Origin of the sequence: Catellatospora paridis (assembly GCF_009720365.1) — a bacterium.
Classification (GTDB): domain Bacteria; phylum Actinomycetota; class Actinomycetes; order Mycobacteriales; family Micromonosporaceae; genus Catellatospora; species Catellatospora paridis.
In genome coordinates this window covers 87,743-111,499 of sequence record NZ_WBZD01000017.1, presented here as the reverse complement: position 1 = coordinate 111,499, position 23,757 = coordinate 87,743, and the positions used below count along the sequence as shown (strand labels likewise).

Below are 23,757 nucleotides of genomic sequence, written 5' to 3'. Positions count from 1 at the left end.
CGAGCGCAGCCGCTGACGGCCTCGACGGCCCGATCCAGGCTTCGGCGGCATCGCAGACCAGGCCATATCGAGAAGAGCACCGCTCAGGGTCGATCCGCGACCTGCCCGGCACCAGGCGACAGGCCCACAGCCTCGCCGGACCGCCGCGCCGACCCATCACCTCCGCGGCGCAACCCGCGAACGAAGACGAAAGCGAGACGAAGATGAAACGACCAGTCACACGGCGACTTCTGGCGGCGGCGGCCACCACGGCCGCGGTGGCCGCGATCGGCGTGGCGCTGCAGGCGCCCCAGGCGTCCGCGGCAACCGGCGGCGTCACCGGCTTCGCCACCCAGAACGGCGGGACCACCGGCGGCGCGGGCGGTGCGACGGTGCAGGCCTCCACGGGAACCGCGATCCACGCGGCTCTGTGCAGCCGGGCCAGCAGCAGCACCCCGATCATCATCCAGGTCTCCGGGACCATCAACCACGGCAACACCACCAAGGTGTCGGGCTCGAGCTGCAACACCGCCGCTGATGTGATCGAGCTCAAGGAGATCAGCAACGTCACGATCATCGGGGTCGGCGGCGGCGCGATCTTCGACCAGCTGGGCATCCACATCCGGGACTCCAGCAACATCATCATCCAGAACGTGACCGTGCGGAACGTCAAGAAGTCTGGCTCGCCCCTGTCCAACGGCGGCGACGCCATCGGCATGGAGAGCACCGTCCGCAACATCTGGGTCGACCACGTCAACCTTGAGGCCTCGGGCGGCGAGGCGGAGGGCTTCGACGGCCTCTTCGACATGAAGAACGACGTCGAGTACGTGACGCTGTCCTACAGCACCCTGCGCAACTCGGGCCGCGGCGGTCTCATCGGGTCCAGCGAGAGCGACACCGGCAACAGCTTCATCACGTTCCACCACAACCTGTACGAGAACATCGACTCACGTACGCCCCTGCTGCGCGGCGGCATCGCGCACATCTACAACAACAGCTACGTGAGCCTCCACGAGTCCGGCATCAACTCCCGGGCCGGGGCGCGCGCCAAGGTCGACAACAACTACTTCAAGAACTCCAAGGACGTGCTCGGCACGTTCTACACCAGCGAGGCCGGCTACTGGCAGGTCAGCGGCAACATCTTCGACAACGTGACCTGGTCGAGCCCCGGCACCGACACGAACCCCGCCGGCCCGAACGTGCAGTCCAACACCACGGTCAGCATCCCGTACTCCTACACGCTGGACGCGGCGAGCTGCGTGCCGAGCGTCGTCGCCGCGACGGCGGGCGCGAACAAGGGCCTGCAGGTGTCGAACGGCAGCTGCACGCCGGTGTCGCCGTCCGCGGGCCCGAGCAGCAGCCCCTCGCCGCGCCCGTCCGCGTCGGCGAGCACCGGCCCGTCGCCGCAGCCGTCGACCTCGCCGAGCAGCAGCCCGCCGCCGCCCAGCGGCACCAACCTCAGCCTCGCCTCCGACGCCGGTGCCGACGGCACCAGCAAGGCCAGCGGCACGAGCTACGGCAACGTGAAGGACGGCAACCTGAGCACCTTCTGGTCGCCTTCCGGCGCGACCGGTGACATCTCGGTCAAGTGGAGTGCCGCCAAGTCGGTGTCCCGGATCATCATCCGCGAGGCGTCCGGCTCCACCGGGGCCATCGGGTCCTGGCAGGTCCTCAACGGTGCCACCGGCGCCGTGCTGAAGTCGGGCAGCGGCGCGGGCACCATCACCTTCACCGCCACCTCGACCACCAAGGTCACCTTCCGGATCACCAGCTCCACCGCCGCGCCGAAGGTCGCCGAGTTCGAGACCTACGCCAGCTGACAGCTGTCGCAACGGCACGAAGAGGGGCGGGAGCCGACGGCTCCCGCCCCTTCGCTGTCCGACCGGCAGGTCCCGCTGTCCTCGGCGGCGCACCTGCGCGCCAGGCTGCGGGCCTCTACGTCAATGAAGTCGGCGGTGACCCGGCTTGTCGACCGTCCGACCGGAGATGTTTGCGCGCACCGCGGGAAACCCTTGCGCCATCAGGGACGCGAGGAATAACTTTCCCTCTGACGAAACGGTGTTCCCACCTACGAAACACCAGGGCGGCTCGGATGATCTCAGTGCTGTTGTCGGCGATCGCGGTATGCCTGCTGGTCCTGGCCGTCGTCGCGGCCCGCCTACGCGGCGCGGCCGGGCCCGCCGCCATGCTGATCGCGGTGATCTGCGTGGGCCTCGCCTACGACAACGCGGCCGTCGCGATCGGACGGCCGCTCGGCTTCGGCCCCTCGTTGGAGGCCGTGAACGCGCCGCGCTACTGGATCCATGCGGTGCTCACCCCGCTGCTCGTCGTCGCCGGTGCGGCGCTCGCGGCCCGGCTCGGCGTCACCCTGCTGACCAGGCGCTCGGTGCGGTTCGCCGGGGCGGTGCTGGTCGCGGCGCTGATCGGGCTGGGCGTCGCGGGCGACATCGTCGCGCTGCGCCTGGAGCCACGCGAGTACGCCGACACGCTGCGCTACGTCAACGCGGCCGCCGCCGGCCCGCCGATCCCGGCGATCATCACGATGCTCCTGCTCGTCGCCATCGGCATCCTGACCTGGCGCACCGCTCGCCGGCCCTGGCTATGCCTGGGCGCGATCGCCATGTTCGCCGCCGCGGCCGCCGGCGCCGCCCACTTCTGGCTGGGCAACGTCGGCGAGCTCGGGCTGCAGTCCGCCGTGGTCGCGACCCTGATCCACGCGGCCCGCCAACCCGCACTCGCAACGCCCCACCCGGCACCCCAACCCCTCCTCCCCCACGCCTGACCCCGCCTCGATCAACCGCGCCGCCACCCGCAAGCCGCATGAAGCACAGAAATCGCCCTTGCCCGCGCGGTGAATCGACGCAGCATCCGCCGCAAAGGCCCGGGAACCCACCCGGGTTCGTAGAATTCAGGCATGGCACGGCCATCCACAGGTCGGCGAGCCCGAGTGCTGGTGACCGGGGCGACCGGCTACATCGGCGGGCGGCTCGCACCGCGCCTGATCGAGGCCGGGCACCACGTGCGCTGCCTGACCAGGTCGGCGGGGCGGCTGCGGGACGTGCCGTGGGCCCGCGGGGCGGAGATCGCCGAAGCGGACGTGCTCGACCTCGACGCCACTCGCGACGCGCTGCGCGACATCGACGTGGCCTACTACCTGGTCCACTCACTGGGCTCGCCGGGATTCGAGGACGTCGACCGGCGAGCCGCGCACACGTTCGCCGAGGCCGCACGAGAGGCCGGGGTCAAACGCATCGTCTACCTCGGCGGCCCGGAACCGCATTCCACCCCCGGCGGTGAGCCGGCATCGGCCCACCTGCGCTCCCGCGACGAGGTGGCGACCCTGCTGGCCGCCTCCGGGGTGCCCACGGTGACGCTGCGGGCGGCGGTCATCATCGGTTCCGGCTCGGCCTCGTTCGAGATGCTGCGCTACCTCACCGAGCGGCTGCCGGTCATGGTCACCCCGCGCTGGGTCGGCACCCGCATCCAGCCGATCGCCGTCCGCGACGTGCTGCACTACCTGGTCGCCTGGGCGAGCGTGCCGGAGCAGGTGAGCCGTTCCTTCGACATCGGCGGCCCCGAAGTGCTCACGTACCGCCAGATGATGGACCGCTACGCCCGTATCGCCGGGCTGCGCCCGCGCGTCATCGTGCCGGTCGGGGTGCTCACGCCGTGGCTCAGTTCGCAGTGGGTCAACCTGGTCACGCCGGTGCCCGGTGCGATCGCCAAACCGCTGGTCGCCAGCCTGATCCACGAGGCGGTGTGCCGCGAGCACGACATCGCGCGCTACGTGCCCGACCCGCCGGAGGGGCTCAAGGGCTTCGACGAGGCGGTGGAGCTGGCGCTGGCGAAGATCCGCGACGCCGAGGTGGAGACCCGCTGGTCGACCGCCACCTGGACGGGCGCGCCGGCCGAGCCGCTGCCCACCGACCCGGACTGGTCGGGCGGCAGCGTGTACATCGACCACAAGACGCGCCGGGTGCACGCGCCGCCGGACGCGCTGTGGAACGTCATCATCCGCATCGGCGGCGAGACGGGCTGGTACTCCTCACCCCTGGCCTGGGTGCTGCGCGGCTGGCTGGACCGGGTGATCGGCGGCGTGGGGCTGCGCCGGGGCCGCCGGGACCCGGTGGAGATCTACGTCGGGGAGGCGCTGGACTTCTGGCGGGTCGAGGAGATCGAGCACGGCAGGCTGCTGCGGCTGCGGGCCGAGATGCTGCTGCCCGGCCGGGCCTGGCTGGAGCTGCGGGTGGACCACGACCTGCTGAGCCCGGAGCACGTGTGCCGCTACGACCAGCGGGCCGTGTTCATCCCGCGTGGGCTGCCCGGACACCTGTACTGGCAGTGCATCTCGCCGTTCCACCACTTCATCTTCGGCGGCATGGCCCGCAACATCGCCCGCGCCGCCGAGCGGGCCGCCTCGCCCGCCGAGCCGACGCCGCCGTCGGTCCGGGCACTGTCGCCGACGCGGGTCCGCGCCGACGCCGCCCCGTCCGGCCCGTAGACGCCGGCAGGACATGGCGGAGGCGCCACCCAGGGGTGCGGGTGACGCCTCCGCCATTTCCTTCTGGGGAGGATCAGGTCAGAGGGTCAGCGACCATGTGTCGATACGCCCGGTGTCCGCCGACGCGGCGTCGCGGACCCGCAGGGTCCAGGTGCCGTTGGCGGCCTCAGTCGAGAGGTTCCGGCTGAAGGTCTGGATGATGTTGTCGGCGCTGCCGCCGGCCCGGTTGGACAGGTTGTAGACGCTGCCGTCCGGCGCGACCAGGTCGACGACCAGGTCACCCTTGTAGGTGTGGTAGATCGTCACCGCGACCGAGCTGGTCGCCGACGCGTTGCGGGCACACCCGGAGATGGTGATGGTGCTGCTCACCGTGGTGTTGTCCGGGATGGCCACGTCGGTCGGGTTGGTCCCGGTGCAGCCCGGCGCGCCGTTCACGGTCAGGCTGTAGGTGGTGGTCCGGGTCGAGCTGGCGCCCGTGCCCGTGACGACCACCGCGTACGTGCCCGCCGGGGTCGACGCGCTGGTGGCGATGGTCAGAAGCGAGCTGCCACCGCCCGAGGAGATCGAGGCCGGGTTGAACGACGCGGTCGCGCCGCTCGGCAGGCCGCTGGCCGACAGGCTGACGGTCTGCGCACTGCCGTTGGTCAGCGTCGCACCGATGGTGGTGGTGACGGAACTGCCCGGGTTGACCGCACCCGACGCCGGCGCGGCGGCGAGGGAGAAGTCGTTGCCGGTCGGGCAGGCGGCGTCGTTGCCCGCCACGTTGACCGCGGTCCAGGCGGCCTGGACGGTCTTGTACTCGACCGAGCAGGTGCCGTAGAGGTCCGTGGCAGCCCGCAGGGTGTAGGCGCGGGCGGTGTTGGCCGGGTTGCTGGTCAGCACGTAGCGGGTGCTGGAGGTGAAGTACACGTCCAGCGCGCGGTACCAGATCTTCTCGGCCTTGGTGCGGCCGATGCCGGTCACGGCCGGAGCCGAACCGCAGACCGGGCTGGTGCCGAACGACGTGGCGCCGGTGCCCTCGGCCAGGTTGAAGAAGAAGTGGTTGCCCGGGCCCGAACTGTAGTGCACGTCGACGCTGTTGGTGCTGGTCGACCAGCAGCCGTGCGACGCGCCGTCCAGGGTCGGGTTGTACATGTAGCGCAGCGGGGTCCCGTTGCCGTTGATGTTGATCTTCTCGCCGACCTGGTAGTCACCCGGGTCCGACGGCGCGGCCGCGTAGAACTCGACCATGTTGCCGAAGATGTCCGAGGTGGCCTCGTTCAGGCCGCCGGACTCACCCGAGTAGACCAGGCCCGCCAGGGCCTCGGTGACGCCGTGGCTCATCTCGTGGCCGGCGACGTCGATGGAGACGAGCGGGCGGCTGTTGCCCGAGCCGTCGCCGTAGGTCATCTGCGCGCCGTCCCAGAACGCGTTGACGTACGCGTTGCCGTAGTGGACCCGGCTGGGCACGCCCGAGCCGTTGCCGAAGATGCCGTTGCGGCCGTGGATGTTCTTGAAGTAGTCGAACGTCTTGGCCGCGCCGAAGTGGGCGTCCACGCCGGCGGACTGCCGGTTGGAGTTGGCCCCGGTGCCCCACGCGTTGTCCGCGTCGGTGAACGTCGTACAGGTCGACGTGCCGTTGTTCATGTCACAGGTGCGGCCGTTGCCGCGGACCGGGTCGATCATCTGGTACGTCGAGCCCGACAGCGTCGTGTCGATGCTGACGTTGCCCGTGTAGATGCCGTTGCCGGTGCCGGTGACCGTCTCGATCTCGTCGAACGAGCCGATGAGCGCGCCGGTCTGCGCGTCGGTGACGACGTGCAGCTTGGACGGGGTCTGGCCGTCGGCCAGCCAGCCGTGCAGCGTGGTCTCCCAGGCCAGTCGGCCCTGACCGGTGCTGGCGTCGACGAACAGCTCCGAACCCACCGCCTGGGTGATCGTGCCGGAGAAGTTGGCCTTGGCCGTCTCCAGCGCCTTCGCCGCGGTGACCTTCGGGGTGGTCGCCACGGTGATGGGCGCGATCAGGCCGTTGGACACGCCGGCGTAGGCGCCGCCGGCCTTGGTGTGCACCACGAAGTCACCGCCGTACACCCGCAGACCCTGGTAGGTGCGGGTGTACTTGGTGTGGGTGGCGCCGTTGGCGTCCTGGCGGACGCGGTCGACGGCGTAACCGTCCGAGGCCGACGAACGGATGTCCGCGGCATTGGCGCCGACGGACGCGGCACGCGTCGCCGCGGCCGTGTCAGGCGCTGCCGCGCCCGAGGTTGCTGACACTGCCACGAACGCGACCGCGGTGACGGCCACGCCGGCAGTGGCGAGGATCTTCCTCACGAGTCCTCCCCGACTCTCCACAAAGTTCTCGTGGCGGTAGCCACGAGTTCCCTATGGATACCCTGTTCCCCCCTTACATAGAAAGACTTGAGTATGCAGATTCATGTGTGACATACTCGCGCGCGATCCATCCATGGCCGTCACATATTCGACCCGTCCGGTCACTCCGGCGGAGCCGATCGCATCCCTCCGTTTCACTCCGGGATGTGCTGTATGCCGATGCGCTTGCGGAACACCCAGTAGGTCCAGCCCTGGTAGAGCAGCACGATCGGTGCGAACACCACGGCCACCCAAGACATGATCTTCAGGGTGTACGCCGACGAGGCCGCGTTGAGCACGGTCAGACTGTTGACAGCGGGCTCGACGGTCGACGGCAACACGAACGGGTGCAGCCCCGCGAACAGCGATGCCACGGCCAGCGCGATCGCCGCCGCGGTGCCGGTGAACGCCCAGCCCTCGCGGCGGCCGCCAGGATCCGTGCGCGCCGGGTCCGTGCGCGCGGGCACCCGGTTCGCGACCAGCCCGCCGATCAGGCACAGCGCCGCCAGCACGGAGAGCACCACCGCCGCCGTGCCGCCCCGGTGGGCCAGCGTCAGTCCGAGGAACAGCACCGCCAGCGCGGCCGCGCCCAGACCGGCCCGCCCAGCGAGCCGGTTCGCCCGCCGCCGGATGTCACCGCTGGTCTTCAGCGCGATGAAGATCGCGCCGTGGGTGAGGAACAGGGCCACCATGGTCGCCCCGCCCAGCAGCGCGTACGGATTCAGCAGGTCGAGCACGCTTCCGACGTGGTTGTGCCCGGCGTCCAGCGGCACTCCGCGCACCACGTTGGCGAACACGAGACCCCACACGAACGCGGGCACCGCCGAGCCGAACACGATGCACCGGTCCCAGCGCCGCCGCCAGGCCGCCTCCGGGCGCTTGCCGCGGAAGTCGAAGGCCACCCCGCGCAGGATCAGCGCCAGCAGGATCAGCAGCAGGGGCAGGTAGAACCCGGAGAACAGGGTGGCATACCACTCGGGGAACGCGGCGAACATCGCCCCGCCCGCGGTGATCAGCCACACCTCGTTGCCGTCCCACAGCGGGCCGATCGTGTTGATCACCACGCGGCGCTCGCGGTCGTCGCGGCCGAGCACGGGCACCAGCATGCCGACGCCGAAGTCGAAGCCCTCCAGCACGAAGTAGCCGACGAACAGTCCCGCGATCAGCAGGAACCACAGGGTGGACAGTTCCATGGCGCACCTCTCCTAGTACGCGAAGGCCAGCGGGCGGTCCTCTTCGGACTCGCTCACGGGTGGCGGGGTCACGTCGGGCAGCCCGGCGCGGGCGTACTTCAGCAGCAGCCGCACCTCGATGACGGCCAGCGCCCCGTAGAGCAGGGTGAAGACCGCCAGCGAGGTGATCAGCTCGGCCGCGCCGACGTTGGGCGAGTTGGCGGCGGCCGTCTTCATCTCGCCGAACACCACCCACGGCTGGCGGCCCATCTCCGTGAAGATCCAGCCCGTCGAGTTCGCCACCAGCGGCAGCAGGGGCAGCAGGGGCAGCGCTCGCACCAGCCACCGGGAGCTGGGCGTACGCCCGCGCCGGATGGCCCACAGCGCCCACAGCGCCAGCAGCGCGGCCGCGGCGCCCAGGCCGATCATGAGGCGGAACGTCCAGTAGGTGAGCGGGATGTTCGGCTTGTAGCTGCCGGGGCCGTACTTCTGCTCGTACTCGGCCTGCAGGTCGTTGATGCCCTCGACCTTGCCGTCGAAGCTGCCGGTGCCGAGGAACGACAGCAGGCCGGGGATCTCCACCGACCAGACCGGCCGGCTGCCGTCGAGCGTGCCGATGGTGAACGCGGAGAACGGCGCGGGCTGCTCGGATTCGTAGAGCGCCTCGGCGGCGGCCATCTTCATCGGCTGCACCTCGGTCATGATCTTGCCCTGGATGTCGCCGGTGAGCAGCATCGCGCCCATCGCGACCAGGGTGGTCCACGCGCCGATCTTCACGGCGCTGCGGTACGCGCCGGTGTCCTGCCCGGGGCGGCGCACCAGGTGCCACACCGCTACCGCGGTGACCAGGCCGCCGGCGACCAGGAAGCACCCGGCGACGGTGTGCGGCACGGTGATCAGCGCGACCTTGTTGGTCAGCACGGCCACGATGTCGGTCAGCTCGGCGCGCCCGGTGTCCGGGTTGATGCGGTAGCCGACGGGGTTCTGCATCCAGGAGTTCGCGGCCAGGATGAAGTACGCGCTGAGCACCGTGCCGACCGCGACGACCCAGATGCAGGCCGCATGGATCTTCCTCGGCAGCTTGTCCCAGCCGAAAATCCACAGGCCGAGGAAGGTGGACTCCAGGAAGAAGGCGACCAGCGCCTCCATGGCCAGCGGCGCGCCGAACACGTCGCCGACGAAGCGCGAGTACTCGCTCCAGTTCATGCCGAACTGGAACTCCTGCACGATGCCCGTCACCAGGCCCATCGCGAAGTTGATGAGGAAGAGCTTGCCGTAGAACTTGGTGAGCTTGAGCCACTTCTCGTTGCCGGTGCGCACCCAGGCCGTCTCGAAGGCGGCCACCATGAACACCAAGCCGATGGTGAGCGGCACGAATAGGAAGTGATACACGGTGGTGATGCCGAACTGCCAGCGGGCCAGCTCCGTCACGTCCATGCCGGGGACTCCTGCCTGTGCGAGGCTACTGGCAGCAGCGTCCTCCCTGAATATGAGCTGAATGACGGGGTCTCCCCCGAATGGGAGCTGTGTCACGCTCGTAGGTCACTGTCCGCCTCGTCCCCGGACCGCCGGCCATTTCGAAACGTCTATGCGATCGCTCGTCCCACCTGAATCCTGAGGCTCTGGAAGCGCTCCGACTTCCGTCCCGGAAAGGATTCCCGTGCACACGTGTCAAAGGCCGGGACCCGGCCGGGTGGCGGCCGATCACCGCCACCCGGCCGCCGGCTCGTCGTACGCCCGCCAGGCCACGTAACACGCGGTGGCGTCGCACAGGCGCAGCACCCGGTGCTCACGGCGCGGCTGCTCGGCCGCCGGCTGTCGCCATTCCGCCAGTCGCACCCTGGCGCGACCTGGGGATATCCCTGGTGCGGCCCCACTACTCTGTGCGCGTGTTCCCCGATGTCGAGTCCGATCGGCTGCTGGCCGCCGCGCGGCGCACCACCGAGCCGGTGGCCGCCGCCCGGCTGGTCACCGAAGCGTTCTTCCAGGTGTCCCGCACCGCCGACCCGGCCGCCATGAGCCCGCTGGCCGACCGGCTGTCAGCGCTGCGCTCCGACCCGGCCCGCCCGCATACCGAGGTGCTGTTCCACACGGTGGCCGGAGCCGTCGGCGTACGCACCAGGAAACCCCACGCCACCAGGCATCTGGAGATCGCCCTGCGGCTCATCGAGACGCACCGGCTGCACGCCGACCCGCTCTACCTGGAGTGCGCCATGTTCTGCACGCTGACCCTGATGCGTCCACAGGAGATCCGGCCGCGCTTCGCCCACCTCGTCGCAGCGGCCGACACCGAACCCGCGCGCCGCGCCCGGCTGGTCTCCATGCTCGGCCTCGGCGACGCCTGGAGCGGCGACCTGCTGCGCGGTCGGGTCGGACTGCACGAGGCGCAGCGGCTGGCCCGCGCGGCGCAGCGGCTCGACATCGAGGCCGAAGTCACCTCGTGGCTGATCAAGATCGAGGCCATGTGCGGCGACCTGGCCGCCGCGGCGGCCTGCCTGCCCCAGGCCCGCGACCTGGCGGCACGGTCGGGGTCGCACTGGGTCGCGGCGCACATCGCCGAATGCGCGGCCACGCTGCACCTGGCCTCCGGCGACACCGAAGCCTGGCTCGGCATGCTCGAATTCCTCGTCGACACCGTGGTCGGGGTCAACTCCGGCCTCATCTTCGAACACCGCTGGGAGCTGGCCACCCACTACGCCCTGCACGGCCGCCCGGACGCCGCCGCCGCGCTGCTGTCGGGCATGCCCGACCCGCCGCTGGGCTGGCCCGGCGCACCGGCGCTGCCCGCCTGGCGCGGCTGGATCGCGCAGCCCACCGACTTCGCGGCGATGGCCCGGTTCGAGGCGTCGCTGGCCGGGCTCAACCGGCCCGTGGAGCGGCTCTCCCGCCCCCGGATGGCCTGGCTGCTGGGCGCGCAGCACGCCCGGCTGGGCCGCCGGGCGGACGCGACCCGGCTGCTGGAGGCCGCCTGCACCGGCTACGCCGCGATCGGCGCGGCCGGGCTGCTCGCCCAGGTCATGGCCGACCTGCAGCGCGTCGGCGGGCCCGGCGGCCCGGCGGGCGCGGGCCCTTCCGGCGCCGTGCCCGCGCCCCGGCCCCACGGGTCGCAGCCCACCGAAGCCGGCGGCGTGCACACGCCTGCGCCCGACGGGCCGCAGCTGACGGAGGCCGAGGCCAGGGTCGCCCGGGCCGTCGCGGGCGGGCTCAGCAACCGGGAGGTCGCGGCGCTGCTGGGGGTGTCCGCCAAGACCGTCGAGTTCCACCTCGGCAACATCTTCCGCAAACTGGGCGTACGCAACCGCACCGAACTGGCCTCCGCAACCCGGACCCCGGCCGTCCACAATGGCGCATGAACGGGTGACACGTCCGCTGATGCTTCGGTAACATCCCGTTCGACCGGACAGCCAGGGCGACGGCAGCGGCCGTGGGTCATGCCAAGCAGTTCGTCAGCCGCAACAACGTGCTGGCCGTGCCTGCCCAACTGCTGGCCTGCCTCGGCGTGGTCACCTACGTGTGCGCGCCCGTCGGTGCGATCCTCGACCACGTCACTCGCCGGCAGATCCGCGAGCGGGGTCAGACCGGCAACGGGTTCGCCCTGGCCGCGGTCGTCATCGGCTGGTCGGTGACCGGCCTCTACACCTGCCTGGTACTGCCCCTGGCGATCATCATCATCGAGGCCGGCGCGCTCGCCGCCGCCTTCTCCTAGGCGCACCGGCCCGCATCGACGCCACTACGCTCCTGGAGATGCGCGCAGTGTTGCGGGTCGGCGCCTGCCAGACGCCGGAGCTGTTGGGAGACGTCGATGCGGCGATCGCCTGCATGGCAGGCTTCGCCGAACGGGACGAGGCCCACGACCTCGACCTGCTCCTGTTCCCCGAAGGTTTCCTGCAGGGCTACCTGGTGGAGCCCGCGCACCTGAACAGGCACGCGCTGAGCCTCGACTCGGCCGGGTTCGCCGCGGTGCTGCGCCGGCTGCGCCCGATCCGGCAGACGCTGGTCTTCGGCATGATCGAGGCCGACGGGGACGACCTGTACAACTCCGCGGCGGTGGTCACCGGCGGCGAGTTGGCCGGGGTCTACCGCAAGACGCACCTCACCGACGGCGAGCAGTACTTCGCACCTGGCGGCTCGTATCCGACGTTCGTCTGCAACGGCGTCCGGTTCGGCATCAACATCTGCTACGACACGCAGTTCCCCGAGGCCGCCGCGGCGGTCGCCGGGCAGGGCGCGCGGGTGCTGCTGGTGCCCGCGCAGAACATGATGCGACGCCCCGCCGCCGACGAGTGGCGCGACCGCCATCACCGGATCAGGGCCGAGCGGGCGCGGGAGACGAGGATGTGGCTGGTCTCCGCCGACGTCACCGGCGAGCGCGACGAGCTGCGGGTCGGCTACGGCCCGACGAGTGTGCTGAGCCCGGCCGGCGAGGTGCTCGCGCAGGTCCCGCTCGGCACGACGGGCATGGTGACGGCCGCCATCCGATGATCGGTCAGCCGGCGTCGGGCGCGGTGGCCGGCGCGCGCCGGACCCGCCGGGCCAGCTCGCCCAGCCCGATGAGCAGCAGTCCCAGCAGGAAGAACAACACCGAGAAAATGGCGGCGTTCACCGCGACCGCGCCGTAGCCGAGCGCGCCCGCGTCGATGAAGGGGTACGGGTACCGGCCCGTGAGCGGCCCGCGTACCAGCGCGAACGCCAGGTAGGCCAGCGGGTAGGCCAGCCACGCGCCGGCGTGCCACCAGCGCACCCGCTCCCGGTTGACCAGCAGCCAGTCGATCGCCGCCAGCAGCGGGGTCACCGTGTGCAGGAGCAGGTTGTGCATCGTGTCCGCACCCGGGTCGGCCGTGAAGAACGGGCTCACCGGATTGGTCAGCACCAGGTGGTACACGGTGCCGGTGATGGCGATGTAGAGGGTCGCGGCCCCGCGCAGCCGCACGCCGCCCCTCCCGAGCGCGGCGCACCCGAACACGGCCGCGACGATCAGGTTGCTCTGCACCGTGAAGTAGACGGCCACGCCCGGGTCGCCTCCGGTGTCCACCAGCAGCAGCACCACGCCCGCGAGGGCGCAGCCCGCGGTGAGGGCGCGCAGCGCACGGGCGATCGACATGCGCGAGAACGTACCAACGGGCGGCCGCGGTGAACAGGGGCGCGCGACGGCTGTTGCGTTCGGACGGTCGGCGGTATTTCATGGCGTCGGCGATCACCGGATCGGCCCGGTCACCAGGAGGACGCGATGCTCGCACGGCTCGGTCGGATCGCCGCCCGGGGGCGGTACGCCGTCATCGCCGGCTGGGCCGGGATCGCCCTGTGCGGGGCGGTCTTCGGCGGCACGGTCTACGACCGGACCCAGCCCCTGGACGACCTGCGCCCGGACGCGCCCTCGACCGCCGCGCAGGCCCGCCTCGACGAGTTGACGCCGACCGGCGAGCAGCTGGTCGCGGTGCTGTCCGGGCGGAACTTCTTCGCCACCGACCTCGTCGACCAGGCCAGCCGGATCATGTTCGAGATCCGGGCCATCCCGGGCGTCGTCAAGGTCACCGACCCGTACACGGCGGGGACGGTGCAGATCACGGCCGACAATCAGCACTCGCTGGTCGTCGTCGAGCTGTCGCCGCAGCTGAGCGACGACGACGCCCTCGCCGTCGCCGACCAGGTGCGGGCCGCACTGCACCGGGTGTCCGTGCCGCAGGTGCTGGTCGGCGGGAAACTGCTGGCCGAGCGCGACTTCGGCGACCAGGCGATCGCGGACGCCGCGCTCGGGGAGTCGGTGGCGCTGATCGTGCTGTGCGGTGCGCTGGTGGTGATGCTGGGCGGGCTGGCCGCGGGCAGCCTGCCGATCGGCGCGGCGCTGGCCACGGTCGCCGGCACCCTGCTGGCGCTGACCGGACTGGCCGGCACGATCGGCGTCAGCGACTACACCGTCAACGTGGTCACCCTGCTCGGCCTGGGCCTGGCCGTCGACTACAGCCTGCTGATCCTGGCCCGCTTCCGCGAGGAACGCGCCGCCGACCCCCGCGCGCCGATACCGGACCTGCTGGCCCGGACGGTGGCCACCGCCGGGCGGGCGGTGCTGGTGTCCGGGCTGGCCGTGGGCGCCGCGCTGTCCGGCCTGTTCGTCTTCGCCGACCCGCTGCTGGCCGCGATGGCGCTGGGCGGCGCGCTGGTGGTCCTGCTGGCCACGGCGACCGGCCTGACACTGGTGCCCGCGCTGATCGCGATCGCGCACCGGCGCATCCCCGCGCCCGGGACCCGGACCTGGGTCTGGCGGCGTCCCATGCGGCGCGGCCCGGGAATGCTGGCCCGGTCGGCGGCGTTCGCGCAGCGCCGGCCCGCCGCGGTGGCGCTCGCGGTGACCGCGGCCCTGCTCACCCTGAGCGTGCCCCTGCTGCACGTCAACCTCGCCGACTCCGACGCCCGCTCGCTGCCGGCGAGCAGCGAGGCCCGGCAGGCGTACGAGGCGTACGAGCACCACTTCGCCGCGAAGTACCCGCAGCCGGTCCCCGTGGTCATCGAGGCCGCCGCCGCCGATCCTGCCGTGCAGGTGCTGCTCGCGCGGATGCGCGCCCTGCCCGGCGTGACCGATGTGGATCTGCGCGAGAACGTGCCGCCACAGGTCGTCATCGCCGAGGTGGAGCGACCGGGCCCGGCCACGGACGAGCAGGCCCAGCAGTTCGTGCACGATCTGCGCGCGCTGGAGACCTCGGTGCCGATGCTGGTGGCAGGACCCGCCGCGCAGCTCGTCGACGCTAAGGACGCCACCGCCGACCGGCTGCCGATCGCGCTCGCCGTCGTCGTGGTCGCGACGGCGCTGCTGCTGTTCCTGCTCACCGGCTCGCTGGTGGTGCCGGTGAAGGCGCTGCTGATGAATCTGCTGACCATGCTGGCCACGCTCGGCGTGCTGGTCGCGGTGTTCCAGTGGGGCTGGGGTTCGGGTCTGCTCGGCTTCACGCCCTGGGGCGCGCTGGACCTGACCACGCCGCTGCTGCTGTTCGTGTTCGTCTTCGGCCTGTCCATGGACTACGAGGTGTTCCTGCTGGCCCGGATCCGGGAGGAGTGGGCCCGCCGCACCGGCGACGACCGCGCCGCCAACGACCGCGCCGTGCTGGCCGGGATCACCGCCACCGGTCCGGTGGTGACCGCCGCAGCGGTGTCGATCGGCATCGTCTTCCTCGGCTTCGCGCTGGGCGAGCTGGTCGCCGTCAAGGAGATCGGCGTCGGCATGGCCGTCGCGGTCCTGCTCGACGTCACCGTGGTGCGCGGCCTGCTCCTGCCCGCCATGATGTCGCTGCTCGGCCGCGCCAACTGGTGGCCCGCCCGAGGCGCCGCGCTGCCGCCCACCCCTGGGACCGCCTCGCCGAACCTACCCCGCCCACGCCGCGACCCCGCGAAGGCGTCCTCCGCCGCTGCCCACACACCCCGCTCCTCATAGACACTGCGAGGGGCGCGGGCAGGCGCGTTAGGGTGCCGTGTGCCGATGCCCCATCCCGATGCCGTGCTGTTGCGTGCCCTGCTGGTCCACCACGGGGACACCTCGGGCAGCATGCCTGCGCTGCTGTGGCGGGCCGGTGACGGCTGGCAGATGATCTCCAGCGCGGTGCTCGGCGGCGGCCTGGGACCGCGGGCGTGGGTGCTCAACGCCCAGGTCGGACACGGGTACACCCGGCTGGACCCGGACCGGCACCTGGCCGAGATCGCTCAGCGGCACGGCATGACCGGGCGCGGCGTCGGCCTGATGACGGCCGCCCGCGTGTCAGAGGGGGCCTTCGCCGTCGACGGCGGCGTCGAGGCACTGGTCACGGCGGGAATCGGCGTGTGCGGCTGGGCCGCGGAGCCCGCCGCGAACGCGCGAGACGTGGCCCCGACCCCGGCGGCGGTTCCGACGGGGACCGCACCGGTGACGGCCGCCTCCGTGACGGCCGCACCGGGAAGGGCCGCCCCGGTTCCGGGCACGATCAACATGATCGTCGCGCTGCCGGTGGCGCTGTCGCCCGGCGCGATGGTCAACGCGGTGGCCACCGCCACCGAGGCGAAGGTGCAGTCGCTGCTGGACGCCGGCTTCGACGCCTCGGGCACCCCCACCGACGCGGTGTGCGTCGCCGCCCGGGAGGCGGGCGAGGAGGTCCTGTTCGCCGGGCCGCGTTCGGAATGGGGATCTCGCCTGGCCCGAGCAGTGCATGCGGCCACATTGGAGGCGTCGCTGCGCTACCGCGCCCGCCGACTTCTGTAGAGACAGCAAGAACTTTTGCAGCATTGATCGAAAGATATGGACAGCGCGATCGAAAGCGTCTAATGTCTCGATCCACCCTCCGATGTAACGGGCGTGTTAATCGTCGGCGTCGATGACCACCCGTGCACGGCCACCTCCCCTCTCCCAGGAGCAACGATGGGCAGACGACTGCTACGCCGAATTCGCGGTCCCGTGCTGGTCTCACTGGCGCTCGCCCTCGCGGGCGGGGTGTGGGCCGCGCCCGCCGCCGCGATCCCCACCCAGGAACCCGGCGTCACCCTGCGCGTGTTCGACCTCCAGGTGCCGCTCAACGAGATCTGCGTCCTCAAGCCGGGCCAGACGCCCAACGTCGACAAGCTGATGCCGACGGTCAACTGGACCACCGCCGCCGACTTCGGGTTCGAGGACCTGTTCCTCGCCCAGGTGCTCGGCAACGTCAACATCACCACCGCCGGTTCGTACACCTTCCGGCTCACCAGCGACGACGGCTCCGAGCTGATGATCGACGGCGCGATGGTGGTCAACCACGACGGCCTGCACGGCGCGACCGCCATGGAGGGCACGGTCAGCCTCACCGCGGGCTACCACGCGCTGCGCCTCGACTACTTCGAGCGCACCGGCGGCCAGCAGCTCACCCTGGAGTGGCGCACCCCCGGCTCGTCGACGTTCACGCTGGTGCCGAACTCGGCACTGAGCACCGACGCGGGGGTGGTGCGGGTGACCGCGCCGGGCCGCAAGGAGTGCGAGGGCGTGGCCGACTCCCCGGGCGACGGCCTGCCGCTGACCGGCGTGCACCCCGGCTACTCGCTGACCAACCTGCGGCCGGGCACGTTCCAGCCGAAGGTCACCGGCATGGACTGGCTGCCCGACGGCCGCCTGGTGATCTGCACCTGGGGCGGCACCGACCAGTCCGGCACGTCGCAGGCCGGCGAGGTCTACGTGCTCGGCAACACGGGCGGGGCGACCAGCCCCGGCAACGTGACCACGAAGAAGATCGCCGGCAACCTCAAGGAGCCGATGGGTCTCAAGGTGGTCGACGGGGTCGTCTACGTCACCGAGAAGCAGCGGCTGACGCAGCTGCTCGACACCAACGGCGACGACGTCGCCGACCAGTACAACACCATCGCGACCTGGCCCTGGGGCGGCAACTTCCACGAGTTCGCGTTCGGCCTGCTGTACCAGGACGGGTTCTTCTACCTGAACCTGTCGGTGTCCATCAACTACGGCGGCGCGACCACGGTCCCGCAGCCCGCGAGCAACCGGGGCACCGCGATCAAGGTGAACCGGGCCACGGGCGCGGTGTCCTACATCGCCGGTGGCCTGCGCACCCCGCACGGCATCGGCTGGGGCCCGGAGAACGGCATCTTCGTCACCGACAACCAGGGCGGCTGGCTGCCCTCGTCGAAGCTGCTGCACATCAAGCAGGGCCGGTTCTTCAACCACTACACGACCCCGGCGGGCCCGTTCGACACCGCGCCGGTGACCCCGCCGGTGCTGTGGATGCCGCAGAACGAGATCGCCAACTCGCCGAGCACCCCGATCCTGCTGCCCAGCGGCACGTACGCCGGGCAGTTCGTGATCGGCGACGTGACCTACGGCGGCCTGCAGCGCGCGTTCGTGGAGAAGGTCAACGGGGAGTACCAGGGCGCGCTGTTCCGGATGACGCAGGGCCTGGAAGCAGGCGTCTCGGAGGTCAACATCGGGCCGGACGGGGCGATCTACCTCGGCGGGCTCGGCGCGGGCGGCAACTGGGGCCAGTCCGGCAAGCTGACCTACGGCCTGCAGAAGCTGACCCCGAACGGCACGTCCGTGTTCGACATCCTGGCCGTGCGGGCCACCGGGGCCGGGTTCGAGATCGAGTACACCCAGCCCCTGTCGGCGGCGACCGCGGCGAGCCTGGCCTCGGCGTACAAGCTCAAGCAGTGGCGCTACCAGGCCACGGCCGACTACGGCGGCCCGAAGCTCGACGAGCAGAACCTGACCGTCACCTCGGCCACGCTGTCCGCCGACGGCAGGAAGGTCACCCTGGCGGTGGACGGCCGGCTGGCCGGGCGGGTCGTGCACATCCGCTCGCCGCGCCCGTTCACCTCCAGCACCGGCGCCTCGCTGTGGAGCACCGAGGCCTGGTACACCCTCAACGCCATCCCCGGCCAGACCCCGCCCCCGGCGGACGGGATCTACCAGGCCGAGTCGGCGGCCCGCAGCGGCGGCGCGACGGTCGCCACCGACCACACCGGCTACACCGGCACCGGCTTCGTCGCCGGGTACGGCACGCTGGGCGCGGCCACCACGTTCACCGTCACCGCGGGCACGGCCGGGACCTACCAGGCGGCGCTGCGCTACAGCAACGGCCCGAACCCGTTCGCCGGGCCGAAGACCGTCAGCCTGTACGTCAACGGCGTCAAGCAGCGGCAGGTCACCCTCGGCAACACCGGCAACTGGGACACCTGGTCGACGATCACCGAGAGCGTCGCGCTGAACGCGGGGGCGAACACCGTCGCGTTCAAGTACGACAGCGGCGACACCGGCCACGTCAACCTGGACGCGCTGACGGTGTCCGGCGGAGCCGGGGCGATCGTCGGCATCGGCGGCAAGTGCGTCGACGTCGACAACGCGGGCACCGCCAACGGCACGAAGATCCAGCTGTACACCTGCAACGGCTCGGCCGCGCAGCGCTGGAGCCGGGTCGGCAGCACCCTGCAGGCGCTGGGCAAGTGCCTGGACGTCGACAACGCGGGCACCGCCAACGGCACCAAGGTGCAGCTGTGGACCTGCAACGGCACCGGCTCGCAGGTCTGGCAGCCGCAGCCGGACGGCACGATCCTCAACCCGCAGTCGGGCAAGGTGCTCGACGCGCTCAGCGGCAGCTCCGCCGACGGCACCCAGCTGCACATCTGGCAGGCGGCCGGGGTGCTCAGCCAGCGCTGGGCGGTGTCCGGCAGCGGGCAGCGCATCCAGCTGTTCGACGGCGACGACGTGGCCTCGTGGCAGAACTCCAGCGGCGGCGCGGCGACGTGGCCGTTCGCCGGCGGCTCGCTGGAGTCGCTGGGCGGCGACATCCGCAGCAGGCAGGCATTCGGTGACTTCAAGCTGCACGTGGAGTGGTACGAGCCGCTCTACCCGGCCAACGTCACCGGCCAGCAGCGCGGCAACAGCGGCATCTACCTGCAGGACCGGTACGAGCTCCAGGTGCTGGACTCCTACGGCGACACGGCGCTGGACAACACCGAGGCGGGCTCGATCTACACCAAGGCGGCCGCCAGTGTGAACGCGGCGGGCGCACCGGAGACCTGGCAGTCCTACGACGTCGTGTTCAAGGCGGCCCGCTTCGACGGCTCGGGCAACAAGACGGCCGACGCCCGGGTCACCATCGTGTGGAACGGATTCGTGGTGCACAACGACATCACGATCAACGGGCCGACCGGGGCCGGGGCACCGGAAGGCGCGGCGGGCGGACCGATCCGGCTGCAGGACCACGGGGACGCGGGCGCGAACCCGCGGTTCCGCAACATCTGGCTCGAACCGCTGTAGCCACCACCCGCAAATCGCATGAAAGCTGCGCCCCTGCTGCTACAACAGCAGGGGCGCAGCCCTGTGACCAGGGAGGAAATCTAATCTCGACTACTCCTACCGGTCTTGTATAGAATCGACGGCGTCGCCACCTCCCGCCCCGAAAGGCGTACGCCATGAGTGACCCGACCCCACCCGCCGAATCCCCTACCGTCGCCCGCGCGCAGCGCGCCGCCCTGAACGAGGACTGGCTGGCCACCGCCGTCGGCCTGCTCCTGGTCGCCCTCGTGCTGGTCGGCGTCATCCCGACGGGTCTGGTGCCCTGATGGTCGCCACTGAAGAAGAACTCGTCGCGCCGCCTGCCGAGCGCCCCGCCCGCACCTGGCCGTGGCTCGTCCTCGGCCTGCTCATCGTGCTCGTCCTCGGTTCCGTGGCCCGGTATCTCGAGGACACCATCCCCGCCGCGGCCAAGGGCACCAGCCTGGAGAAGTTCGCCGCCGCCGTCGAATATCCGATCTACGCGATCGCGCTCGGCCTCATCGGCAACGTCATCGTCTACTTCACGGGCCTGCGCGAGCGCATCGCCGACGCGGTGCGCACCGAGTTCTTCATCAAGACCGGCCTGGTGCTGCTCGGCGCGTCGATCAACCTCAGCCTGATCGTCAAGGCCGCCGGACCCGCCATCCTGCAGGCCGTGCTGCTGATCAGCAGCGTCTTCCTGATCACGTGGTATCTCGGCGGCCTGCTCGGCCTCGACGAGAAGCTGCGCGCCCTGCTGTCGGCCGCGGTCTCGATCTGCGGCGTCAGCGCCGCCATCGCCGCCGCCGGAGCCGTGCGGGCCAAACGCGAGCAGCTCGCGTACGCGGCCAGCCTGGTCATCATCTTCGCGCTGCCGTCGATCTTCATCCTGCCGTGGCTGGCCGACCTGCTCGGGCTGAGCCCCGCCGTGGCCGGCGCGTGGATCGGCGGCAACATCGACACCACCGCCGCGGTCACCGCCGCCGGCGCGATCGCGGGCGAGCAGACCCTGCAGATCGCCACCATCGTCAAGGCCACCCAGAACGCGCTGATCGGCATCGTCGCGGTCGCGCTGACCGCGTACTTCGCGTTCAAGGTGGAGAAGGACGCCGACGCGCAGCGCCCCGGCCTGCGCCAGCTGTGGGACCGCTTCCCCAAGTTCGTGCTCGGCTTCATCGCCGCCTCCGCCATCGGCACCTGGTATGCCGGGACGGTCAGCGCCGCCGAGGCCAAGGCCCACATCGGCGTCATCAACGACCTGCGCACCTGGTTCCTGATCCTCGCCTTCGTCAGCATCGGCCTGCAGTTGCGCGTCGGCGCCCTGCGCGAGGCGGGCTGGCGGCCGGTCGTCGTGTTCGGCGGCGCGACCCTGGCCAACCTCGCCATCGGCCTCGGGCTGGCCTCGATCCTGTTCGCGGGCTTCACCGTCTGACCGCACCGACTCCGCGCGCCGGTTCCGGGCCAACGGACCGGCGCGCGGACCATGTCCGGAACCCGGCACCGGCGCGCGGCTCGCCCTTGCGCCCCTGAGCCGCACCCAGCCCTATCGTCGAGGCATGGACACGCCCGCGCTGGTCGACGCCTTCAACGGTGCCTGGAACGACCACGACCTCGAAGCCGCGCTCGACCTGTGCACGGCCGACGTGGTGTTCGAGAGCACGAACCCGGCCCCGGACGGCCGGCGGCACGACGGACGCGACGAGGTCCGCGAGGCCTGGCGGCCGGTGTTCGAGCAGCTCTCGGGCCGGTTCGACATCGAGGAGCTGACCATCGCCGGTGACCTGGTGGTGCAGCGCTGGCGCTACGACTGGGGCACCGGCCACGTCCGCGGCGTCGACGTCATCCGGGTCCGCGCCGGCCGGATCGCCGAGAAGCTGTCCTACGTCAAGGGCTGACGGGCATTGATGGAAGGCGGTCCCGCCGCGGGCGTCGACCCGCGGCGGGACCGGCCCGCTCAGCCCAGCGGCGCGTCCACCTGGGCGGGATCCATCGTCGCGGGCGGCGTACGCGGCTCCGGGTCCACGGCCCGCAGCAGCTTCGTCGGCTGCGGCACCGGCTCACCAACCGGTGGCGGCGGCAGCGCCACCGGCGGCTCGACCTGGGCCTGGCTCCCCGGCGCGGCGTCCGGCACGGTTGCCGCGCCGAACGGCTGGGTCGTCGTGGACGGCGACGGACTGACCGACGGCGACGGCGTTCCTGACGGCCACGGCGTGCCCGACGGCGACGTCAGCGGCATGGCCGACGGCGACACGCTCGCGGATGCCGACGGGCTCGCGGACGAGCCGGTGGACGGCGTCGTGGACACCGGCGGGCGGGCCGCCGACGGACTGGCCGAAGGCGTGGCCGACGGGGAAGCGCTCACGGAAGGCTTGGCCGACGACACACTCGGCGACGGTTTCGCGCTCGGCGACGGGGACGGGGACGGGGACGGGGACGGGGACGGGGACGGCGTGAACGACGGTTCGTCGTCGTCGCCGGAGCAGCCGCCGCAGCTGTAGTACAGGATGTCCCAGTGGTTGCCCTCGTCGGTGTAGATGTTCCCGGACGGGGCCTTGTACTGGTATCCCCAGCCCTTGATGTAGCCGACGTAGCGGAAGTACCGCTTGATGTAGCGGCCGATGCAGTCGTACTTGCTGATGTCGATCTTCCAGCCGTTCCAGTGGGTGTACGTGCCGGAGCCGTGGCCGGTCTCGGTGCCGCCGGTGACGCGCAGGTCGCACTTGCTGGCCTTGCGCAGCGTGAGCAGGCCGTCGACGGTGGACCGCCGGATGCGCTCGAACGACGTGCAGCTGGCGTTGTTGCGGTTGGAGCAGTTGCCACTGGACCAGATCGAGATCCCGGCGTCGCGGAAGATGTCGACGGTGGTGCGGTGGCTCAGGTAGGCGGCGGCCTGCGCGCTGGCGCCGGGCCAGCCGAGGACGAGGACGGTAGCCGTGGTCAGCAACAAGAGACCACGTCGCACAGGGCGGCGCATGGCTTCTCTCCACTGCTCGGGGATGATCGGGTTGCCCTGACGCTACCGATAATCCGGGTAAACCGGACAAGAACTCGCAAAATTACCGAAATGCCCCATTGATTGACAGCCGAACGGTTCCCCCGCTCAAGCCAGGCCGGTGAGGAGGCGGCGCACCGCCTTCGCGGCGGCGTCGTGTGCTGCCGGACTGGCCGCGGGCGCGTCCGGCCGGACCTGACCGGCTCCGCCGACGAGCGGCCCGCCCGGATGGCAGGGGGCCAGGTTGAAGTGCAGGTGGGGGACGCGGTCGCCGAAGACGTTCACGTAGACCTTGTCCGCCCCGGTCGCCTCGCGCACCGCCGCTGTGGCCCTGGCCAGCACGGGTCCGAGGGTCGCTGCCTCCGGCGCGGCGAGATCGGTGATGTACGGAATGTGCCTGCGTGTTTCCAGATGCGCGAACCCCGCCACCGCGCCGCGCAGCACCACCGACAGCCGCCAGTGCTCGTCCTCCCATACCCGGCGGCGGTTGAAGAACTTGTCCGCGTCAGCGGGTCGGCACAGTAGACAGTCGCCGTCGGGCAGCATGGTCGGGTCGGGCCGGGAGGACGGCAGCAACGACGGTGTCGCCTGAGCGGCGTCGCGCTGCCGGCGGCGACTGACGAGCGGGGCGAGCGGGGCGAGGATCGCGCTCGCCACGAGGGCGATCACCGCGATCTGCCACAGCGGTATCGCCGGGAACAGGATCGCCAGCACGAAGAACACCATCGGGGCGGCGACGACCGCGGCCCAGGCGATCATCTGCTCACGCCAGGCCACGAGCCGCGGGGTCGAGACCATGCCGATCACGGTCACCGCACCGTAGTACAACGCCGCGGCAAGGCCGAGCGCCCAGCCGTGGCGGCGGTACACCGCACCGGTGGCCGCGCTGGCCAGCAACAGCGCCCAGGTCACCTGCCAGCCGATCGGCGGACTGTCGTTCCAGGCCGCGAACCGCCGCATGAGCCTGGCCGTCAAGGTCGGGGAGGAATCGTCGCGAGCCACGCGACCCAGTATG

Annotated in this window: 19 protein-coding genes; 12 read left to right on the top strand and 7 right to left on the bottom strand. The window is 71.2% G+C overall.

From position 1 onward, the window contains the following. The first annotated feature begins 203 nt into the window (after window positions 1-203). From F9C41_RS31460 to F9C41_RS31450, 3 genes are all read left to right on the top strand, one after another. Window positions 204-1,799: a pectate lyase family protein gene (locus F9C41_RS31460; RefSeq protein WP_155390444.1), complete on the top strand. Its 1,596-nt coding sequence runs from the start codon at window positions 204-206 to the stop codon at window positions 1,797-1,799. 272 nt (window positions 1,800-2,071) lie between these two features. Next, window positions 2,072-2,761: a hypothetical protein gene (locus F9C41_RS31455; RefSeq protein WP_155390443.1), complete on the top strand. Its 690-nt coding sequence runs from the start codon at window positions 2,072-2,074 to the stop codon at window positions 2,759-2,761. A 132-nt stretch (window positions 2,762-2,893) separates the two neighbouring features. After that, window positions 2,894-4,480 (top strand): SDR family oxidoreductase, encoded by a 1,587-nt coding sequence (locus F9C41_RS31450; RefSeq protein ID WP_155390442.1) that lies wholly within the window; start codon window positions 2,894-2,896, stop codon window positions 4,478-4,480. Window positions 4,481-4,558: 78 nt separating this feature from the next. Here F9C41_RS31450 and F9C41_RS31445 read toward each other — a convergent pair whose 3' ends face one another. The 4 genes from F9C41_RS31445 to F9C41_RS41910 all read right to left on the bottom strand — a co-directional run bounded on the left by F9C41_RS31445 (window position 4,559) and on the right by F9C41_RS41910 (window position 9,840). Continuing rightward, window positions 4,559-6,790 (bottom strand): M4 family metallopeptidase, encoded by a 2,232-nt coding sequence (locus F9C41_RS31445; RefSeq protein ID WP_155390441.1) that lies wholly within the window; start codon window positions 6,788-6,790, stop codon window positions 4,559-4,561. A gap of 194 nt (window positions 6,791-6,984) precedes the next feature. After that, window positions 6,985-8,022: a cytochrome d ubiquinol oxidase subunit II gene (gene cydB / locus F9C41_RS31440; protein ID WP_155390440.1), complete on the bottom strand. Its 1,038-nt coding sequence runs from the start codon at window positions 8,020-8,022 to the stop codon at window positions 6,985-6,987. A 12-nt stretch (window positions 8,023-8,034) separates the two neighbouring features. After that, window positions 8,035-9,438 carry a cytochrome ubiquinol oxidase subunit I gene (locus F9C41_RS31435; RefSeq protein ID WP_155390439.1) on the bottom strand — a complete coding sequence of 468 codons (1,404 nt, stop codon included), beginning with the start codon at window positions 9,436-9,438 and terminating at the stop codon, window positions 8,035-8,037. A 267-nt stretch (window positions 9,439-9,705) separates the two neighbouring features. Continuing rightward, window positions 9,706-9,840 (bottom strand): hypothetical protein, encoded by a 135-nt coding sequence (locus F9C41_RS41910; RefSeq protein ID WP_269058998.1) that lies wholly within the window; start codon window positions 9,838-9,840, stop codon window positions 9,706-9,708. Between the two features lie 50 nt (window positions 9,841-9,890). On the opposite strand from F9C41_RS41910, the gene F9C41_RS42075 reads away from it, so the two are divergent. From F9C41_RS42075 to F9C41_RS31420, 3 genes are all read left to right on the top strand, one after another. After that, window positions 9,891-11,354, top strand: coding sequence for a helix-turn-helix transcriptional regulator (locus F9C41_RS42075; protein WP_155390438.1), 1,464 nt, complete (start codon window positions 9,891-9,893; stop codon window positions 11,352-11,354). 71 nt (window positions 11,355-11,425) lie between these two features. Next, window positions 11,426-11,707: a DUF4190 domain-containing protein gene (locus tag F9C41_RS31425; RefSeq protein ID WP_196280042.1), complete on the top strand. Its 282-nt coding sequence runs from the start codon at window positions 11,426-11,428 to the stop codon at window positions 11,705-11,707. A gap of 38 nt (window positions 11,708-11,745) precedes the next feature. After that, window positions 11,746-12,483: a carbon-nitrogen hydrolase family protein gene (locus F9C41_RS31420; RefSeq protein ID WP_155390436.1), complete on the top strand. Its 738-nt coding sequence runs from the start codon at window positions 11,746-11,748 to the stop codon at window positions 12,481-12,483. A 4-nt stretch (window positions 12,484-12,487) separates the two neighbouring features. On the opposite strand, the gene F9C41_RS31415 is transcribed toward F9C41_RS31420, so the two are convergent. Then, window positions 12,488-13,102, bottom strand: coding sequence for a Pr6Pr family membrane protein (locus tag F9C41_RS31415; RefSeq protein ID WP_155390435.1), 615 nt, complete (start codon window positions 13,100-13,102; stop codon window positions 12,488-12,490). 126 nt (window positions 13,103-13,228) lie between these two features. On the opposite strand from F9C41_RS31415, the gene F9C41_RS31410 reads away from it, so the two are divergent. The 6 genes from F9C41_RS31410 (at window position 13,229) to F9C41_RS31390 (ending at window position 21,645) form a co-directional block, all read left to right on the top strand. Then, window positions 13,229-15,424: an MMPL family transporter gene (locus F9C41_RS31410; RefSeq protein ID WP_155390434.1), complete on the top strand. Its 2,196-nt coding sequence runs from the start codon at window positions 13,229-13,231 to the stop codon at window positions 15,422-15,424. Between the two features lie 45 nt (window positions 15,425-15,469). Then, entirely contained in the window at window positions 15,470-16,222 is a 753-nt protein-coding gene (locus F9C41_RS31405; RefSeq protein ID WP_155390433.1) for an adenosylcobinamide amidohydrolase, read from the top strand. A gap of 156 nt (window positions 16,223-16,378) precedes the next feature. Beyond that, window positions 16,379-19,753, top strand: coding sequence for a 3-keto-alpha-glucoside-1,2-lyase-like domain-containing protein (locus F9C41_RS31400; RefSeq protein WP_155390432.1), 3,375 nt, complete (start codon window positions 16,379-16,381; stop codon window positions 19,751-19,753). Window positions 19,754-19,908: 155 nt separating this feature from the next. Beyond that, entirely contained in the window at window positions 19,909-20,058 is a 150-nt protein-coding gene (locus F9C41_RS40895) for a hypothetical protein (protein WP_196280041.1), read from the top strand. Beyond that, window positions 20,058-21,182 (top strand): YeiH family protein, encoded by a 1,125-nt coding sequence (locus tag F9C41_RS31395; RefSeq protein WP_155390431.1) that lies wholly within the window; start codon window positions 20,058-20,060, stop codon window positions 21,180-21,182. Before F9C41_RS40895 ends, F9C41_RS31395 begins: the two co-directional genes overlap by 1 nt. A gap of 124 nt (window positions 21,183-21,306) precedes the next feature. Next, entirely contained in the window at window positions 21,307-21,645 is a 339-nt protein-coding gene (locus tag F9C41_RS31390; RefSeq protein WP_155390430.1) for a nuclear transport factor 2 family protein, read from the top strand. A gap of 59 nt (window positions 21,646-21,704) precedes the next feature. Here the strand turns inward: F9C41_RS31390 and F9C41_RS40890 are convergent, their stop codons facing one another. Both F9C41_RS40890 and F9C41_RS31380 read right to left on the bottom strand, forming a co-directional pair. After that, window positions 21,705-22,697: a hypothetical protein gene (locus F9C41_RS40890; RefSeq protein WP_196280040.1), complete on the bottom strand. Its 993-nt coding sequence runs from the start codon at window positions 22,695-22,697 to the stop codon at window positions 21,705-21,707. Between the two features lie 153 nt (window positions 22,698-22,850). Further along, window positions 22,851-23,744, bottom strand: coding sequence for an HIT family protein (locus F9C41_RS31380; RefSeq protein ID WP_155390429.1), 894 nt, complete (start codon window positions 23,742-23,744; stop codon window positions 22,851-22,853). Window positions 23,745-23,757 lie beyond the last annotated feature (13 nt).